Origin of the sequence: Rhizobium sp. BIGb0125, from assembly GCF_024810055.1 — a bacterium.
Classification (GTDB): Bacteria; Pseudomonadota; Alphaproteobacteria; order Rhizobiales; family Rhizobiaceae; genus Agrobacterium.
Genome location: NZ_JANUDV010000004.1, coordinates 125464 through 143804 on the forward strand (window position 1 = coordinate 125464; position 18341 = coordinate 143804).

At 52.1% G+C, this 18341-nt stretch carries 18 protein-coding genes; 9 read left to right on the forward strand and 9 right to left on the reverse strand.

Annotated elements, in window-relative coordinates; translation table 11 throughout:
• Positions 1–22: 22 nt before the first annotated feature.
• Complete coding sequence (locus tag M2418_RS12320; protein ID WP_259146837.1) at positions 23–823, reverse strand: NAD(P)-dependent oxidoreductase; 801 nt, start codon at positions 821–823, stop codon at positions 23–25.
• 191 nt (positions 824–1014) lie between these two features.
• Here M2418_RS12320 and M2418_RS12325 point away from each other — a divergent pair, with 191 nt between their 5' ends.
• The 7 genes from M2418_RS12325 (at position 1015) to M2418_RS12355 (ending at position 7757) form a co-directional block, all read left to right on the forward strand.
• A complete protein-coding gene (locus M2418_RS12325) occupies positions 1015–1755 on the forward strand; it encodes a FadR/GntR family transcriptional regulator (RefSeq protein ID WP_192489223.1) in 741 nt (246 codons plus the stop codon).
• A 69-nt stretch (positions 1756–1824) separates the two neighbouring features.
• Positions 1825–2736 carry a 5-dehydro-4-deoxyglucarate dehydratase gene (gene kdgD / locus M2418_RS12330; RefSeq protein WP_192489222.1) on the forward strand — a complete coding sequence of 304 codons (912 nt, stop codon included), beginning with the start codon at positions 1825–1827 and terminating at the stop codon, positions 2734–2736.
• Positions 2733–3869 carry a mandelate racemase/muconate lactonizing enzyme family protein gene (locus M2418_RS12335; protein WP_259146839.1) on the forward strand — a complete coding sequence of 379 codons (1137 nt, stop codon included), beginning with the start codon at positions 2733–2735 and terminating at the stop codon, positions 3867–3869. The genes kdgD and M2418_RS12335 overlap by 4 nt, the downstream gene beginning before the upstream one ends.
• Position 3870: 1 nt before the next feature.
• The gene (locus M2418_RS12340; protein ID WP_259146841.1) at positions 3871–4746 is read left to right on the forward strand and encodes an amidohydrolase family protein; all 876 of its coding nucleotides are present in this window, start codon (positions 3871–3873) and stop codon (positions 4744–4746) included.
• A 147-nt stretch (positions 4747–4893) separates the two neighbouring features.
• Positions 4894–5871: a TRAP transporter substrate-binding protein gene (locus M2418_RS12345; protein ID WP_192489219.1), complete on the forward strand. Its 978-nt coding sequence runs from the start codon at positions 4894–4896 to the stop codon at positions 5869–5871.
• Between the two features lie 83 nt (positions 5872–5954).
• Positions 5955–6476 carry a TRAP transporter small permease gene (locus M2418_RS12350; RefSeq protein WP_192489218.1) on the forward strand — a complete coding sequence of 174 codons (522 nt, stop codon included), beginning with the start codon at positions 5955–5957 and terminating at the stop codon, positions 6474–6476.
• Positions 6477–7757, forward strand: a complete 1281-nt coding sequence (locus M2418_RS12355; RefSeq protein ID WP_192489217.1) for a TRAP transporter large permease — start codon at positions 6477–6479, stop codon at positions 7755–7757.
• 75 nt (positions 7758–7832) lie between these two features.
• Here the strand turns inward: M2418_RS12355 and M2418_RS12360 are convergent, their stop codons facing one another.
• Positions 7833–9026 carry an AGE family epimerase/isomerase gene (locus M2418_RS12360; protein ID WP_259146845.1) on the reverse strand — a complete coding sequence of 398 codons (1194 nt, stop codon included), beginning with the start codon at positions 9024–9026 and terminating at the stop codon, positions 7833–7835.
• Between the two features lie 206 nt (positions 9027–9232).
• Between M2418_RS12360 and M2418_RS12365 the strand changes: the two genes are divergently transcribed.
• Positions 9233–10663, forward strand: a complete 1431-nt coding sequence (locus M2418_RS12365; protein ID WP_259146847.1) for a mannose-1-phosphate guanylyltransferase/mannose-6-phosphate isomerase — start codon at positions 9233–9235, stop codon at positions 10661–10663.
• 54 nt (positions 10664–10717) lie between these two features.
• On the opposite strand, the gene dps is transcribed toward M2418_RS12365, so the two are convergent.
• From dps to M2418_RS12390, 5 genes are all read right to left on the reverse strand, one after another.
• On the reverse strand, positions 10718–11239 hold the full coding sequence (dps, locus tag M2418_RS12370; protein ID WP_259147368.1) for a DNA starvation/stationary phase protection protein Dps: 522 nt from the start codon (positions 11237–11239) through the stop codon (positions 10718–10720).
• A 112-nt stretch (positions 11240–11351) separates the two neighbouring features.
• Entirely contained in the window at positions 11352–12110 is a 759-nt protein-coding gene (locus M2418_RS12375) for an ABC transporter ATP-binding protein (protein WP_259146848.1), read from the reverse strand.
• The gene (locus M2418_RS12380; protein WP_259146849.1) at positions 12107–13075 is read right to left on the reverse strand and encodes an iron chelate uptake ABC transporter family permease subunit; all 969 of its coding nucleotides are present in this window, start codon (positions 13073–13075) and stop codon (positions 12107–12109) included. Before M2418_RS12380 ends, M2418_RS12375 begins: the two co-directional genes overlap by 4 nt.
• Positions 13065–14027 (reverse strand): ABC transporter permease, encoded by a 963-nt coding sequence (locus M2418_RS12385; RefSeq protein WP_259146850.1) that lies wholly within the window; start codon positions 14025–14027, stop codon positions 13065–13067. Before M2418_RS12385 ends, M2418_RS12380 begins: the two co-directional genes overlap by 11 nt.
• A gap of 69 nt (positions 14028–14096) precedes the next feature.
• Positions 14097–15026 (reverse strand): siderophore ABC transporter substrate-binding protein, encoded by a 930-nt coding sequence (locus M2418_RS12390; RefSeq protein WP_405049413.1) that lies wholly within the window; start codon positions 15024–15026, stop codon positions 14097–14099.
• 285 nt (positions 15027–15311) lie between these two features.
• Between M2418_RS12390 and alkB the strand changes: the two genes are divergently transcribed.
• Positions 15312–15962 (forward strand): DNA oxidative demethylase AlkB, encoded by a 651-nt coding sequence (gene alkB, locus M2418_RS12395; RefSeq protein ID WP_259146852.1) that lies wholly within the window; start codon positions 15312–15314, stop codon positions 15960–15962.
• A gap of 34 nt (positions 15963–15996) precedes the next feature.
• On the opposite strand, the gene M2418_RS12400 is transcribed toward alkB, so the two are convergent.
• Together M2418_RS12400 and M2418_RS12405 are read right to left on the reverse strand one after the other, a co-directional pair.
• Positions 15997–17163, reverse strand: coding sequence for a nucleotide sugar dehydrogenase (locus tag M2418_RS12400; protein WP_259146854.1), 1167 nt, complete (start codon positions 17161–17163; stop codon positions 15997–15999).
• A gap of 285 nt (positions 17164–17448) precedes the next feature.
• On the reverse strand, positions 17449–18339 hold the full coding sequence (locus M2418_RS12405) for a polysaccharide pyruvyl transferase family protein (protein WP_259146855.1): 891 nt from the start codon (positions 18337–18339) through the stop codon (positions 17449–17451).
• Positions 18340–18341: the final 2 nt, after the last annotated feature.

Below are 18341 nucleotides of genomic sequence, written 5' to 3' on the forward strand. Positions count from 1 at the left end.
GGGAAAGGTGGCTTTCCGTCACTTAGTCTTCTGTAAAAATCGGGTCCTTGACGAACTGACCGCCTTGATAAAGCGATAGCGGTTCGTCGGTGCCGGGACGAGGTAAGGTTTTTTCCAACTCGGCACGGTAAATTTCCGCGTTGTCCTTTGGGCGCCAGCCCAGATACTCCGCTTGAGAATTGTCCCACCAACGACTGTCATTGTTGGAAACGCCCCATATGATCGGGCAACCGAGCAGCGGCGCGCGGAACGCACAATTGATCAATGATGCGAAATCATCATAGGACATCCAGCTCGACAGCATCCGGTAATTGACCGGTTTCTCGACGCAGCTGCCGATGCGCACAAGGGCAGTTTCCTGTCCAAATTTTTCAAAATACATTCGGGCGAGCGCTTCCCCAAAGCATTTTGACACGCCGTAAAGCCCATCCGGGCGCATTGGTGCGCTCGAGTCGATATGCTGGTCCTGGCGATAAAATCCGATGGTGTGGTTGGAGCTTGCAAAGATAATGCGTGGCTGACCGTTGGCGCGTGCCGCCTCATAGAGATTGTAGAGACCAAGCAGATTGGCGTTCAGTATTTTTGAGAACTTATCCTCAACTGAAATGCCGCCAAGATGAATGATACCGTCGCATCCTTGCGCCAATGTGTGTACCGCTGCTGCGTCAGCAAGGTCGCAACGCACGAAGGTCTCGTTGGCCGCCAGCTCACCTTGTATCTCGACGATATCGGAAAGACGCACTTCATCTGCCATTTTGGAGAATCTGTCGCGCATGGCGCGTCCAAGCCCACCGGCTGCTCCCGTTACCAGAAGTCGCTTCAAAATTCTTCCTCCCGTCGCCAGCCTTCACAGGCTGTATAATGATTTAATGTAATATGGCTTTTAAGTTATCATACATCTTGATATGGTGTGGTCAACCAGTGTGATTGGTAAGGTGTGGGTTCTGCGTAATTTCTATGATAGCCAACCCGGAAATTGGCATTTGCATGAACGGGATAGGGAAAGAGGCGGGGATGAACACACAGACCAGAATAGAAGGTGGTGCGGGCACGTTGACGGAGCGGCTGGGTGAAAATCTGCGCCAGGCAATCGCCGCAGGGCAGTTTCCTCCCGGCACAAAATTGCCCAGTGAGGCGCAGCTCGTTGAGGCGCATGGCGTAAGCCGCACCGTTGTACGAGAGGCGATCGCTGCCTTGCGCGCTGATAAACTGGTCGAGGCGAGGCGAGGAGCTGGCGTATTCGTTCTGACGACGCCTGTTGCTAACGATAGTCTCCTTTCCTTGCATGCTGTTGATCCAGCTCGCGTTTCTTCAATGATTGAGTTGCTTGAATTGCGTACGGCGGTTGAGGTTGAGGCAGCCGGCTTAGCAGCGCTTCGTCGCTCGCCCGCGCAGGAAGAAGTAATTTTTGAATGTCATCACGCCGTTCGTGCCTGTCTTGATGCCGGTACATCCAGTTCTGAGGCGGATTTCGCGTTGCATATTGCTATCGCTGAGGCTGCCAACAATTCGAGGTTTCCGGAGTTTTTGACGATGATTGGCCGCAATGCCATTCCGCGTGCGGCGCTAAGCAGTGACGAGTCCGAGGCTGATCAAGCGGCCTATATCAAGCTTCTTGATAAGGAACATGATCGAATCGTTGTGGCTATTTCCAATGGTGATGAGGATGCGGCGAGAGAAGCGATGCGCGCTCATTTGCGCGGTAGTCAGGCCCGGTACAGGGCGTTGCTGCGCGAGCAGCGAAAACATGTATGATAACTATTGACACTTTTCCGACCTAGACGTATGACAAGTTAACTGAGTACGTAGAAAAGGAAATCAGTGATGAATCCGCAAGAAATCAAGGTCGCGCTTGGCTCGGGCCTATTGTCGTTCCCCGTCACGCACTTTGATGCACAAGGCAAATTCCAGGCTGAAAGCTATCGTCGTCACGTTGAATGGCTGGCTGGTTATGACGCTCCTGTGCTTTTTGCTGCTGGCGGTACGGGCGAATTTTTCTCGCTGGCTCCGTCTGAAATTCCCGACATTGTCCGCGCAGCCAAGGAAGCGTCTGGTAAGACTGCGATCGTTTCTGGTTGTGGTTACGGCACGGAAATGGCCATCGATCTGGCGCGTTCCGTTGAAAAGGCGGGCGCTGACGGCATTCTCCTTCTGCCGCATTATCTGATTGATGCGCCACAGGAAGGTCTTTACCAGCACGTGAAGCGCGTCTGCCAGTCCATTGGTATTGGCGTTATGGTCTACAACCGCGACAATTCCGTTCTTCAGGCTGACACATTGAAGCGTCTGTGTGACGAGTGCCCGAACCTGGTTGGTTTCAAGGACGGTACCGGCGATATTGGTCTCGTTCGTCAGGTGAGTGCAACGATGGGTGACCGTCTGACGTATCTTGGTGGCATGCCGACCGCCGAACTGTTCGCCGAAGCTTATCTGGGCGCTGGTTTCACAACCTACTCTTCTGCTGTGTTTAACTTCGTGCCCGGTCTGGCGATGGAGTTCTACAATGCCCTGCGTGCGGGTGATCGCACAAAGTGTGAAACTATTCTCAAAGACTTCTTCTACCCGTTCATGGCTTTGCGCAGCCGCCGCAAGGGTTATGCGGTTTCCGCGGTTAAGGCCGGTGTTCGCCTCCAGGGCTTCGATGCGGGCAAGGTTCGTCCGCCGCTTGATGATCTGACCAAGGAAGAAGAAGCAATCCTCGACAAGCTCATCGGTACCTGGAAGCGCAGCGCATGAAAATAACAGCAGTCCGCACACATCTGCTCGAACATCGTCTTTCGGTTCCTTTCGAAAGTGCTTCAATGCGCTTCGATCGTCGCCTGCATGTTCTGGTAGAGATCGTTTGTGATGATGGCACCATTGGCTGGGGCGAATGCCTTGGCCCTGCGAAAGCAAATGCTGCCGTCGTCGAAACCTATGCGGGCTGGCTGATTGGCGAAAACCCGCTGGAAACGGAAAAGCTCTGGGCGAAGCTCTACAATGCGCTTCGCGACCAGGGGCAGCGCGGTCTTACACTGACCGCGCTTTCCGGCATCGATATCGCGCTATGGGATATCAAGGGCAAGCACTTCGGTGTTCCCGTTTCCACATTGCTGGGTGGTCGTTTTCGTGAATCTGTCCGTGCATATGCCACGGGCAGCTTCAAACGAGATGGTGTCAATCGTGTTGAGGACAACGCGAAGGAAGCCGCCCGCTACCGTGCGGAAGGGTTTCACGCCAGCAAGATCAAGATCGGTTTTGGTGTTGCTGAAGACCTTCAGGTCATTCGCGCCGTCCGCGAGGCGATCGGCCCGGATATGCGGTTGATGATCGATGCCAACCATGGTTATGGTGTTCTTGAAGCCATTGAACTCGGTCGCAAGGCGGCTGAATACAATATCGACTGGTTTGAAGAACCCGTTGTGCCGGAGCAACTGGCTGCCTACCGTGAGGTGCGCGCCAAGCAGCCCATTCCGGTTGCCGGTGGTGAGACATGGCATAGTCGCTGGGGTATGAAGGAGCCGCTTGAAACCCGAGCGGTCGATATTATTCAGCCTGATCTCTGTGGCGTGGGTGGCTTTACAGAGGCCCGCCGCGTTGCGGATTTTGCGTCCATTCACGGCGTGCGCGTGGTGCCGCATGTCTGGGGAACTGCGGTACAGATTGCTGCGGCCTTGCAGTTCATGGCATCAATGGTGCCAGACCCTGTTCGCACAAACCCTGTTGAGCCTATCCTTGAGTTTGATCGCACCGACAATCCTTATCGTCAGGCTATCGTCAAGACACCGCTGGAGCATGTCAACGGTGTGGTTTCCATACCGAATGCGCCCGGCCTTGGCATAGAGATAAACCGTGATGCGCTGGCGGAATTCCGCCTGAAGGAGGCTTGATATGGTTGTCAGGACCCTCTCTGGCCCCGCTCCGAAAATTACATTGCCCAAAGGCGCAGTGGATACGCAGATGCATATGTATCTGCCAGGTTTTCCGGCTTTGCCGGGCGGCCCTGATTTGCCAGCGGGTACTCTGCCGGACGCTGAGCAATATCGCAGCTTCATGAAATGGATCGGTATCGATCGCGTCATCATTACCCAAGGCAATGCTCACCAGCGTGACAATGGCAATCTCGTCGCTTGCCTCTCAGAAATGGGCGAGGTGGCGCGCGGCGTTGCGGTGATTTCAGCTGATACAACTGATCGTGATCTCGATGCGCTGGCAGACGCCGGCGTTGTTGGCGCACGTATAATGGATCTGCCTGGCGGTGCGGTTGGTCTTGAGGCACTGGAAGATGTGGATGCCCGGGCATCGGCGCGCAACTGGATGGTTGCCGTGCAGTTCGATGGCAGTAACATTGGGGATCACGAAGAACGCCTGTCGCGTTTGAAATCCCGCTGGGTGCTTGATCATCATGGCAAGTTCTTTTGTGGCGTGACACCGCAAAGCCCTCAGATCGATGTGCTGAAGCGTCTGATCGATACGGGTAATTGCTGGTTTAAATTTGCAGGTGTTTACGAATCCGCCAAAAGCGCTGGTCCTGACTATGAGGATGTTGCTGCTGTTGCGCGTGAGATTGCGGCCTTTGCGCCTGAGCGCATCGTCTGGGGCACGAACTGGCCACACAATCTGGCGAAAACAACTGCTGATTATCCTGACGATGCGGCTTTGGCTGACACCGTCCTTGGCTGGTTTGCTGACGATGCCGCCCGCAGGCTTGCGTTGGTTTCCAACCCTGAGACTCTCTTTAATCTGCCTGCATTTACAGCGGCATAAGTTTAACCGCATGCGCCGGGGGAGTGGAGGCTCCCGCGCATTGTGCCCAGCGAATGAAAGGCATTGCATACCCGCCCGAACGGGCAGGACGACAGCGGACCCGGGACCTGGGGAAGGTCGGGCCGTTTTAACGGAGGAGGACTAATAATGAAAAAGATTGCTGGCATGCTTTGCGTTGCCATGGGCATGGCTCTTGGCAGTGTTTCTGCGCAGGCGCAGGAGATTAACTTGCGTTCTGCTGATATCCATCCGGATGGCTACCCGACGGTCGAAGCCGTCAAATATATGGGTGAGCTGCTTTCTGAGCGCACCAATGGCCGCATTAAAATACAGGTCATGAACAACGCTGTACTTGGCGGCGAAAAAGACACCATCGAACAGACCCGCTTCGGCGTCATCGACATGAACCGCGTTAACGCGGCTCCCTTCAATAACCTGGTCAAGGAAACGACCGTTTTGGGTCTACCATTCCTGTTCCGCTCCACCGAGCATATGCACAACACGGTGGACGGTCCGATTGGTGATGAGGTGCTGGCTGCCTTCGAACCCCATGGTTTGATTGGTCTGGCATTTTATGATTCCGGGGCGCGGTCTTTCTACACCACCAAAAAGCCAATCGAAAAACTCGACGACCTCAAGGGCCTGAAAATTCGCGTTCAGCAATCCGACCTTTGGATCGCGATGATGCAAGCGTTTGGTGCCAACCCGACACCGATGCCTATGGGCGAAGTTTATTCGTCGCTGGAAACCGGCGTTGTCGATGGCGCGGAAAACAACTGGCCTTCGTACGAATCCGCCCGTCACTTCGAAGTGGCCAAGAACTACACTCTTACTGAACACTCTCTGAACCCTGAAATCCTCGTTATATCCAAGGTGTCCTGGGACAAGCTGTCGCCTGAAGATCAGACGCTTGTTCGTCAGGCTGCCAAGGATTCTGTTGGCAAAATGCGCGAACTTTGGAGTGCTCGTGAAAAGGCTTCCGAAGAAAAAGTTCGTGCCGGTGGCGTCAATGTCATCAAAGTCAATAAGGAGGAATTCGCTGCCGTTATGAAGCCGGTTTACGACAAGTTCGTAACCGATCCGAAGATGAAAGATCTTCTGGAGCGCGTTCAGGCGGTCAAGTGAACAGTTACACGAAGGACCGGCTCATTATTGAGCCGGTCTTTTTTTATCCAGCTGCATGGGCTGGAGTTGTGGAGGACGGGAACATGCGAAATTTTATGAGGGCGATACGCCCCGGTCTTGGTGCGCTCAATCGTGCATCGCTTTATGTCGCTGGCGTCGGCATGGTTATCATGACGCTGATTATCGGCTGGCAGGTTTTCAGCCGCTACATATTGAATGATTCGCCAAGTTGGTCCGAACCTTTGTCCATTCATCTTATGGCCTGGTTCATCATGCTTGGGGCAGCTGTTGGCGTGCGTGAAAGCGTACATCTTGGGCTGGATATCATTCGCTACATGATGAGACCCGGCATCCAGAAAATAATGGATATGATCAGTCTCGGTCTCATTGTCTTCTTTGGGGCGGCGATGACCTTTTACGGCGTGCAGCTTTGCATGGGCACATGGACGGCGACGATTCCGGTTCTGGGATGGCCTGGCGGTGTGGACTTTTTCCCGCTGATCGGTGGTGGTTTTCTTATTGCACTCTTTGGCACTGAGCGATTCATTGATGTTGCTCTCGGCGAGGAAATTGCAGCGGATGTGATCGTGCAGGAGGCTGCGTAAATGGCATACACTATTCTTTTCGGGGTCTTTACCCTGTTAATGTTGATCGGCACACCTATCGCATTTTGTCTCGGCATCGCTTCCCTTGCCACCGTTCTCTATATGGGGCTTCCGCCGGTTGTTATCTTCCAGCAAATGAATTCGGGCATGAGCGTGTTTGCCATGATGGCTATTCCGTTTTTCATCTTTGCGGGTGACCTGATGGTGCGCGGCGGTATTGCACATCGTCTCATACGGTTCGCGGCAGGCCTTGTTGGTCACATGCGTGGAGGGCTTGGGCAGGTCAACATTGTGGCGTCAACGTTGTTCGGCGGTATTTCTGGTTCCGCGGTTGCTGACGCATCGGCTGTGGGTGGTCTGATGATCCCTCAGATGGCTGCACGTGGTTATGACAAGGATTACGCCGTCAACGTAACTGTCAATGCGGCGATCATTGCGCTGATGATCCCGCCATCGCACAACATGATCCTTTATTCGATCGCCGCTGGTGGCAATGTCTCGGTCGCGGATTTGTTTACAGCAGGGATTATTCCGGGATTCCTGCTTGCCGCTGCTTTGATGGTAACCGCCTATATTGTTGCACGTCGAAAGGGTTATCCATCTGAGCCGTTTCCGGGCTTTTCCAAGCTGTTTTATTACTTGCTTGCTTCGTTTCCAGGCATCCTGTTGATCGGCATTATCTTTGGTGGTGTTCGTTCCGGTGTTTTTACCGCAACGGAAAGTTCGTGCATTGCGGTGCTCTACGCCTTTCTGGTTGCCATGTTGGTCTACCGTGAGCTGAACTGGGAAGGTTTTGTTGAGGCGGTGATGGGGGCCGTGCGCACCACTGCCATGGTGTTGCTGGTTATCGGTACAGCCGCTGCATTTGGGTGGCTAATGGCTTTCCTTCAGGTGCAGACCCTTATGATCAGTGCGATCAGTGCGATCTCGGACAATCCGATCATCGTTTTGCTGGTCATCAACATCATTCTGCTGTTGCTTGGTACATTCATGGACATGGCACCGATGGTGATCATCTCCACACCAGTGCTGCTGCCAGTTGTGAAAGCCTTTGGTATCGATCCCGTACATTTTGGCGTCGTGATGATCCTCAATGCAGGCATCGGTCTCAACACGCCACCAGTTGGTACAGTGCTGTTTGTCGGATGTGCTGTCGGAGGAATATCGATACGAGAGGCGATGCGAACCATCTGGCCGTTCTTCGGCGCGAGCGTTCTGGTGCTTCTGGCGGTAACCTATATTCCAGCGCTGTCGCTCTGGTTACCAAGCCTCTTTAAATAACAGCTTGCAATATCAAGAAAAAACCGCCGCAGGCATGGCTTTCGGCGGTTTTTGTTTTGTGATGGTCTAGTTTTATTAGCTTTTGCTGATGCGCTCTAACACGTCACCAGCTTCGTGGATTGCACAGACAATATGATAAAATGTGCTGGCGGGTGCCGGTTCATCAATCATGCCGCCGTCCTTGGTCCACTTGTCGTACCAAAGGCCCCTGATTGGTGTCTCCAAAAAGGGTTGAAGTGCATCCAATGCTTTCGAACTTGAGGCAAGGTACCGTTGCCGTTCGTCGCCGGTTGAATTGAGTGCCAGTTGCAATGACGCCTTCAACCATTCGGTCTGCGGCCACAACCGTGCCAGGCTGTCCCTCACGGTGAAGTCGTCTTTCAGGCCCATTATGACGATCTTGCGATCTGGGCAAACGCCGTGCGTTTCGGCAATTTCGAACAGTCGTTTTGCCTTTTGAATTGCTTCCGGCGAGTGCCGTGAAGAGCCATAACGAACCAGAAGCCATGCCCATTCGAACTGATGTCCCGGTTCGACCACCTTTCCTGCATCTCCTGGCATTGGCTGCCAATCGTGATCGAAAAATTCACGCAGCACACCGCTGTCTGCGTCAATGAAATGGTTCATTGCAAGCGCGGCGATCTCGTCAGTCAATTCCATCCAAGGTCCGGTCGGATCGACCTTTTCCCAGGCCTGCATTGTCTCGAACAGATGCATATGGGGATTGGAACCGAGGGGCTGTCGTGGCGGATTGGCTTCCTCGAACCCAGCGATAGGATGTTTGTACTCTCTTTTCAGAGCGTCCAGTATGGACAGCGCCTTGGCGCGCATTTCAGCTTTCTTCTCAGGCATTGCGATAGAAAGCTCTGCACAAGCAAAAAGTGCAAAAGCCTGATTGTACAGGTCAAATGTTGGATCAATCAATTGGCCATCTGCCGAGGCCAGATTGCCATAAAGACCGCTGTCCAACCGATAGGTTTTATCAAACCAAGCGACACCCTGCTCAACGGCTGATTGCCAAGGGCCAGTCCATCCAGAGTGCCCGGCAGCAGCAAAACAATAAGTCTGTCGCGGTTGAACACGCGAACGCCTGTCGTCACTGAATATCGGAATTCCGTCTTGGCCAATGCGCTCATGGAAGCCACGGCCGTCTGCTGCTAGACCGGTTTTGATCCACAAGGGCAAGGCATCCACGTCGAGCCATCGACGTAGTTCAGAAACCCTGTTTTCAAGTGTATTCACCCGGCTCGCCGGTGACGATAAGGTCATATCTATCCTTCCGATCTCGTGCCTCATGTCATCATAATGCATTAATATCAAGGTTGGTTCATCGCTTAATTTTTATGCAGTTCATGTGTGGAGTTTACTCGGGGGATAACCGTTTGTCTTGACCCGAAACTTTTCCTGGTGAACATTTATTACGTGTATGCATTTAGGGTATATGTTCAAAATTGTTTTAGAATGGGCTGATTGGTATGAGTGATATGACGGATAAAATTACCCCGGTGCTTCTCGCAGGAGGTTCGGGGTCAAGGTTATGGCCAGTCTCACGTGATCAATTGCCTAAACAATTTCAGCCATTGGTTGGAAATCTCTCCACCTATCAGCAGACATTGAAACGTGTTTCAAATCCCAAGCTTTATGCGTCGCCGCTTGTCATCACCAACGAGGATTTCCGGTTTTTCGCCAAACGTCAGGCAGAAGATGTTGAGGTGCCGACCACAGTGGTGTTGGAGCCTGCACGACGCGATAGTGCGGCGGCGATGGCGGTCGCAGCCGTGATGGCTGAACGGCGCTCAGCAGCTTCCTTGGTTTTGGCGTTGGCCGCCGACCACGTTGTGCTGGACGAGGAGCTGTTTTCTGACGCCGTGAAACTGGGATGTGAAGCTGCAAAACAAGGCAACATTGTTGTCTTCGGTCTGGTTCCGACTGAGCCTCGTACCGCCTACGGTTACATCAATCCCGGTGAGTTGTTTTCCGATAACGAAGATCTGCGCATCGTCGAAGCCTTTGTCGAGAAGCCGAATGCTGAAACGGCGGTCAGTTATCTGCAAAAGGGATATCTGTGGAATTCAGGTAACTTCCTATTTCGCTCCGACGTGATGATTGCGGAACTGCGGGCATTTTCACCCGAGATTTTGGACGCTGTAGAAAAGGCCGTGGACCTTTCAAAACAGGACCTTGGTTTTGTCCGTCTGGATCAGGAAAGCTTTGAGGCATCTCCTAAAAACTCAATTGATTACGCGGTGATTGAAAAAACCAAACGTATGGCGGTGGTGCGTGGTCATTTCCGTTGGTCCGATATTGGCAGTTGGGACGCAATCTGGGAGGTTGCCGACAAACAGCAAGGTGACAACGCAATTGAAGGCAATGGTCTCATAGTCGATTCCGAAGGATGCCTTGTGCATTCACACGGTCTGATGACGACAGTTGTCGGTGCAAAGGATCTTGTTGTCGTCTCAACCAAGGATGCGGTTCTGGTTGTACCGAAAAACAAGACACAGGCTGTGAAAGGCCTCGTTGAGCAGCTGAAGGCCGAAGGCCGGAATGTTGAAACGGAAGTTCACACCCGTGCCTACCGTCCGTGGGGATATGTGGAGAGCATGGATGATGGCGAACGGTTTGGTGTGCGTCGAACCATGCTTGATCCCGGCACTCGGACTTCCTTGCAAAAGCACATGCATCGCTCCGAGCACCTTATCGTTGTTAAGGGCACGGCCAGTGTGACGATCAGTTCGGAAACCCTACTTCTAACCGAAAACCAATCTATCTACATCCCAATTGGCGCGCTACACCGCATCGCCAATGAGGGCCGCATTCCGCTCGAGATTATCGAGGTGCGTACTGGTGGCTATCTCGGCGAGGATGATATTATCCGTGTCGAAGACGACTACAAACGAGATTGAGTGACGAAAAAAGCCCCGGTTTTGCCGGGGCTTTTTTGATTATGGGAACGTGTCTCAGTTCTTTTCCTGAACATGAGCTTCCAGGAACCACAAGGCTTTGTCCAGATCGCGCGACGCTGCCGTGAAAATATCGGCGGTGTTCGCATCACCGGCTTCATCAGCTTCATCAATGGCTTTGCGAACCATGTTGGCAACATCGCCATAACGTTCGATCAGCGCCTGAAGATGGTCGTGCACGGGGTAAATGTCCGTTGGGTACGCAGCAAGTTTTGTTGCTGCAGAAACAGCCTGCAGGCTGCCAAGTGCAGTGCCGCCCAATTGCACAACTCTTTCAGCAATCGTGTCGCCGTGGTCATCAAGCTGAGTACGGAAACCATCCAGCATCTCGTGAACGGCTATGAACTGTGGGCCCTTAAGGTTCCAGTGTGCCTGCTTGGTTGCCAGTGCCAGATCAATGATCGAAGCAAGCGCCTCATTCAACAATGCGCTTACTGTTGTCTTGGCATTCGATGGCAAATCATTTTTGGTCTTATGGGTTTTCACGTCTGTCTTCCTTCTCTCTTTACTGGCAGTCAGAACTGGCCTCGTTCAAAACTTTTATGGACCCGACTAGGTTCCGTCCTGTCTGAAGGCGCGGTTTGAAAACCATGAAATTATCAAAAAATACATGATCTATCGCGGCGGATGATCATTCATAAAATAATCCGATGCGTCGCCCGTCGATCTCATGAATGGCGATTTTCATATCGTAAATCTCTCTTAGCGCATCGGTGTCGATAATGTCATTTACCGTTCCAGTGCCCCACACCTTTCCGTCGCGCATCGCAATGATATGGTCGGAATACCAGGAGGCGAAGTTGATATCGTGCAGCACCAGCACCACGGTCTTTTTCAAGTCGTCGGCGGCCTTGCGCAATATTTTCATCATAGCGCTGGCATGTTTCATATCAAGGTTGTTCAAGGGCTCGTCCAGCAGCACATAATCGGTGTCCTGGCACAGAACCATTGCGACAAATGCGCGTTGACGTTGCCCGCCAGATAGCTCATCGAGAAAGCGGTCTGCAAGAGGCTCAAGGTTGAGATATTGCATTGCCTGATCGACATGCACCTTGTCTTCGACAGTCGGGCGCCCTTTGGAATAGGGATATCTGCCGAATGTCACCAGATCGCGCACGGTAAGGCGTGATGAAATATGATTGTCCTGTCGTAGTATGGAAAGACGACGGGCAAGTTGGTCGCTTTGCGTTTTCGTCACGTCCATGTCGTCAACGGTAACCGTTCCCTTATCCATAGCCATCAGGCGCGCGATAATGGACAGTAGTGTTGATTTTCCCGCCCCGTTGGGACCGATAATCGAGGTCAAACCTCCGACAGGAATTGTGATGGAAACATCATCGACAACCAATGAGTTGCCGTATGCCTTGCTGATGCCGTTGGTGACGATCATCGAGCACCCCGTTTGAGAATGAGAACAATAAAGACGATGCCACCGAGAAACTCAATGACGATTGAAAGTGCCGTGTCGAACGCGAAGACCCGTTCCAGGATCACCTGTCCGCCGACAAGGCAGATGATGCCGATCAAGATTGCGGCTGGCAGCACATGGCGATGTTTGCCCGAGCCGGTCAAGTAATGTGCAAGGGCTGCAATGAGCAGCCCAAAAAACATCACTGGTCCGACAAGGGCGGTGGACACCGCAACCATAATGGAAATGAGTACAAGAAGAGCGGTGACAACACGTTTATGCGCAACGCCCAGACTTATCGCTGCAGGCCTTCCTAGCGACAGGACGTCAAAGGTGTGAAACAGTCTCAGGCCAGCGAGGCTGGCCAATGCAACAATAGCAGCAGAAATAGCCAACAACGTTGTATCAATTGTGTTGAAGCTGGCGAACAGTGTGTCCTGCAATACCATGAATTCATTCGGATCCAGCACACGTTGCATGAAACTGGAGAGGCTGCGAAACAGCACACCGAAGATTATTCCGACCAGCACCAACAGGTGCAGGCTGCGTTCGCCGCCGGAAAACAACCAGCGGAAAAGAATGCCGGCAAAAAAGACCAGCAGTAGGGTTTCACCGATAAATCGCAAACGAGGATCGATCAAAAGCACTTCGGAAGATCCGAAGGCGAAGACCATGAATGTGTGCACCAGCACAAATAGGGAATCGAACCCCATGACTGCTGGCGTCAGAATGCGATTGTTGGTCACCGTTTGGAACATGACGGTTGAGACCGCAATCGCATAGGCAACCAGCAAAAGTGCCGCCAATTTTATGCCGCGGAATTTGAGAACGAATGCCCAGCTTCCCTTTGCACCAAGTGTCATGAAGGCAATGATGGCAACAATTGCCAGAGCGGAGAGGACCACCAGGATAATGACGGGGCGTTTCTGCTGCAGATCAGTGGGCATGGTCACGCTTCCGAAGCAAAAGATAGAGAAATAAAGCGCTACCAACGACCCCGACGACGGTTCCAATCGGAATTTCGTACGGTGCACGGATTGTTCTGCCGACAATATCGCAAGACAGCACAAAGATTGCGCCAAGGGTCGCAACCCATGGCACGGAACGGCGCATGTTATCTCCAATCATCAGGCTGACGATGTTCGGCACGATAAGTCCGAGAAAAGGGATCATGCCGACTGTGACCACGACGACGGCTGAAACCAGGGACACAATGACCAGACCGAATGTCACCACGCGGCGGTAATTGAGGCCAAGATTGGTTGTGAAGTCACGCCCCATGCCGGCGACGGTAAATCTGTCTGCTGCCAGATAGGCTGCAATGGCAAAACAAAAGCCAATCCAAAGCAATTCATAGCGTCCACGCAAAACGCCGGAGAAGTCTCCTGTTGTCCATGCCAAAAGAGATTGCGTGAGTTCGTAACGGTAAGCAAAAAATGCCGTTATCGCACTGATGATGCCCCCGAGCATAATGCCGATGAGCGGAACGAGCAGCATATCACGCAGGGGAATTTCACGCAGTATCCGCAAGAAGAGCGCGGTTCCTGCCAGTGCAAATGCCGCCGCCACCAGCATCTTACCAAAAATGGGAGTTTGCGGTGCAAGAAGAGTAACAGTCAGAAGGCCGAGGCTGGCGGATTCGATTGTGCCCGCTGTCGATGGCTCAACGAAGCGATTGCGAACCAGCATTTGCATTATAAGTCCGGCAATTGCCATGGAGCTGCCGGCAAGTATAAGGGCGAGCGTCCGGGGGATGCGGCTGACGACCAGTACTTGGACGGCGCGCGCTTCCGTATCCGACGACATCAATGTCGAAAGTGACACATTGCTGACCCCGATGAAAAGGCTGGTGATGGCCAACATTAGGGCTGCGAGCAGGGCTAGAGCCAGATATTTCAACGTAGTGTCCTAATGCGCGAATGCTCCCGATGGTATTGGTCATCGGGAGCGGAAATGAAGGGCCTGGAATTATTTCTTTTCGGACACTGCCTTGTAAACCTGATCGATCAGCGTTGTAAGGGCTGTATATCCGCTGCTGACAATGTAGGCGGCCTGTGGGTCCAGATAGACGATCTGGCCTTTTTTCCATGCGGTGGTTTGGTGAACCAGTTCGTTGTCGAGAACCTTTTGGGATGCATCACCGCCACTGTTGCCCACACCAGCGTCGCGGTCTACGACGAACAGCCAATCAGGATTTGCTTCAAGGAGATACTCGAATGATACGATGTCTCCACCGTGGAAACGGTCGTCAATGTCTTCTGCAACCGTCTTGAAGCCAACTTCTTTGTGCAGCCAGCCAACCCGTGAGTTAGGGCCATAAGCGCCAACTTTGCCCGCATTCGTGACAAGGATCATTGCTGTGCCGGCGTCGGCAGCCGCAGCCTTGAGGGCGGCAATTTTTTCGTCGATTGTCGCATCAAGTTTTGCGGCTTCAGCATCCTTACCAAACACTTTACCTAGGGTCAGGATATTGGCCTTGGTGCTCGCAATGTAGTTTTTTGCATCGACAGACATATCCAGCGCTGGGACAATTGCAGAGACTTCTGGATATTTGGCGCGAGAGCGGCCACCAACGATGGCAAGATCTGCTTCTGCCGCATTGATTGCTTCATAATCCGGCTCAAAAAGCGTTCCAACCTTCAAATATTTGGCATCTGAATATTTGGAAAGATATGCTGGCAGGTTGGAGGCCAGGACACCCGCGGGCTCAACGCCCAAAGCATCCATGGTGTCCAGTGAAGGGATGTCGAGAACCAAAACCTTCTGCGGAACGCCCTTGAGTACAGTCTCTCCCTGACCATGCTTGATGCTGATGTCTTGAGCGTTTGCTGTGAGGGCGCCGAACCCGAAAGCTGCGACAGCAAACAGGCGGGCAGGGTGAAGGGGCTTGAAGTTCACTGACATTTCCTTTGTTGTCCCGTAATGAAGAAAGCCACATTTAAGTGTGGTTGGACATTAATATGATATCTTTCGTCATCTTTAATTGCTCAGGTTTACGATGTCAAAAAACCTATTTCAGAACGGTTCTAAATTTCTCTGGTGTTAATTTGCTTGATCGACAGGCAGGTTGATAAAGGGACAAAAAAATAGGATTTGGGCATGGAATGGGTGCGAATAACCTCTGTTACGTGCGACGATATGGCGTATCTCTTTCAAGACAAACAAGCACAGGAGGTTCTGATAATGGATGATTTATTTGCGGAGATGAAATCACCGGAGCCGTCTCGGCAGGACTTGGCAGAAGGCGCCGTATTGCTACGTCAACGGGCGCTTGACGTGGAGGACAAGTTACTGGATGGGGTGTGCCAGATTTCCGACCGCGCGCCGTTTCGCAACATGATGACGCCTGGCGGCTTTTCCATGTCGGTTGCCATGACCAACTGCGGTAGGGCAGGTTGGGTTACGGATCGTCGAGGTTATCGATATCAGGAGAATGATCCGGAGACGGGACAGCCGTGGCCTGAGATGCCTGATGTTTTTTGCGAACTTGCCGAACAGGCAGCGGCGGAGGCAGGATACGAAGGTTTTTCACCCGATGCCTGCCTGATAAACCGTTACGAGGCCGGCGCACGCATGTCGCTTCATCAGGATCGAGACGAAAAGGATTTTCAAAATCCAATCGTCTCTATATCGCTCGGTCTGCCGGCGACATTCCAGTTCGGTGGTCTAAAACGAACAGATGAGGTCAAAAAATACCTGCTGCAGCATGGCGATGTCGTTGTCTGGGGCGGCGCCTCACGCCTGTTCCATCACGGTGTCCTGACGTTGAAAGACGGCGATCATCCCAAAACCGGTCATGTCAGATACAATCTCACATTCCGCAAGGCGTATTAGTTGTCAAACTGTGCCGGGAAGCATTCCGTAAGGTTCAATCGACGCCAAAGATGTCACGCGTGTAAATCTTTTGAGCGACGTCAGCGATCTCAGGCGTAATACGATTAGCCAGAATGACGTCGCTGCGAGATTTAAACTCTTCAAGGTCTGTGATGACCCTTGAGCGGAAAAACTCACTTTCCTGATAGCTGGGTTCGTAAACCACAACCTCGATACCCTTGGCCTTGATACGTTTCATCACGCCTTGGACAGAGGAGTCACGAAAGTTGTCTGAGCCAACCTTCATGGTCAGGCGATAGACGCCGACAACCTTAGGAGACAGGCGTTGTATGCTTTCCGATATGAAATCTTTTCGCGTTGAATTCGAGTCCACAATGGCCCGGATCAGTGACTGTGGCACTTCGCTGTAATTCGCCAACAGCTGTTTGGTATCTTTGGGAAGACAGTAACCACCATATCCAAACGATGGATTATTGTAGTGATTTCCGATGCGTGGATCGAGGCAGACACCGTCGATAATGTCACGTGTTTCCAGCCCACGTGATGCAGCATAGGTGTCTACTTCATTGAAGTAGGCCACACGCATCGCAAGATATGTATTGGCGAACAGCTTGATTGCTTCAGCTTCGCTCGAACCGGTAAAAAGAACAGATACGTCTTTTTTGTATGCACCTTGCAGTAGCAGGTTAGCAAAGGCTTTGGCGGCATCTGACTTGTCGCCAACGATGATACGCGATGGATGCAGGTTATCGTGAAGGGCCTTACCTTCACGAAGAAACTCTGGAGAGAATATGATGTTGCTGTAACCTGTCTGCTCTCGCAAACCTTCCGTAAAACCAACGGGAATAGTGGACTTGATGACAATACACGCCTTGCGATTAACCGCAAGCACTGCGTCGACTGCTGACTGCACAGCCGTTGTGTTGAAATAATTTGTTTGCGGATCGTAATTTGTCGGTGTTGCGATGATAACAAAATCTGCGCCGGTGTACGCTGCCGCACTGTCGGTTGTTGCTGACAGCTTTAACTCTTTTGTCGAGAGAAATTCTTCGATGTCCTTGTCGACGATCGGTGACTTGCGTGCTGCAACAAGATCAACGCGCTCCTGCAAAAGATCAACGGCGACGACTTCGTGGTTTTGAGCGATGAGTACGGCGTTAGATAGTCCAACATAACCAAGTCCGGCGACAGCAATCTTCATTTCGAAACTTTACTGATGGGCACGCTGAGATGTGTCAGGGAGTGCTAGTTAAGTCGTAAGGAATTATATTGACCTTAGGTGCGGTTTTGTCAATTTGGCCGTGTTGCCAAGCGATGCGATTGAGCCAAACGAATGTTGGTTGAAAATTCGCGGCTGTTTAGTGTCTTATGACACTACAACGTCGTGGCTCAGCTTGCGAGCGCCATGAAAAATCACAGCATGGACGGTCTGAATTTCAGACCGTCTCTCGCGAAATGATGAAAGCAAGCCTACAATCTCTTCAGTTCACTTCTTGTGTTGAGCAACAAAACCGAAAACGGCCTCTTGTGCTCTTTCAGTTTGAAGCTTTATAGCACTGTCTGCACTTAATTGCGGATCAAGTTTTGCCAGTTGCAGCAGTCTTTGTGCGGCAATATATGTCAAGATTGCGTTGGCTGGAGCCGCCACTGCCTTTTTATTAAGCCGTCCCACGATGCTTTCCGGCGAGCCGCGTCTCGTTAAGCGCGTATAAAGCTCGGAAATGCTGGATGGCCAAAGTCTTGTTTGGCGCAATTCAATTGACAACGATTCAGCCCAGTCAAACCATTTGGCATGATGGCCGCTGTAAATTGGTTTGGCAGATATCCAAGGTGTTCTAAGAGCGTCTGCGACGATTGCTCCGTGCATGGCCTCTGTGATCAAGAGCTTCGCGCCCTTGATTTGCGACATGATTTTCTCGAGGTCGTCGGTTGGATCGATAAGTTTTACCCCAGCCAGTTGGCATGCCTTGGGCCAGAAGCCTCGCTCAAGACTTTCATAATGAGGCATGAAGGCAATCTCACACGGATCACTAGGTGGGGGTAGATCGATTGTGCGCAGAAGTATCGCGGTATCGGAGATAGCTTTTTCAGGAGGTAAACCGAGTTTCGCTGCCGTGCGCGGGCCTCTTACAAATACGACATTCCAAGAGCCATCACTGACGGGCGGCGGTTCCCCATATCCAGCATAACCTGATCCGATAACGTGTTTCTTCGCTTCCTGTGGGTAACCATGCTTATGGAGAATGGAGCCGATACCGAGGAAAAGTTCCGCGCTGTCATTATCCAGAAAGCCCTGGGGCAGCAATTTCTCCCACAAATAAGGATTCAATTCGTCGCCGAAATTTGGAACTGTACCTTTGAAATAAACCAGTTTCATTT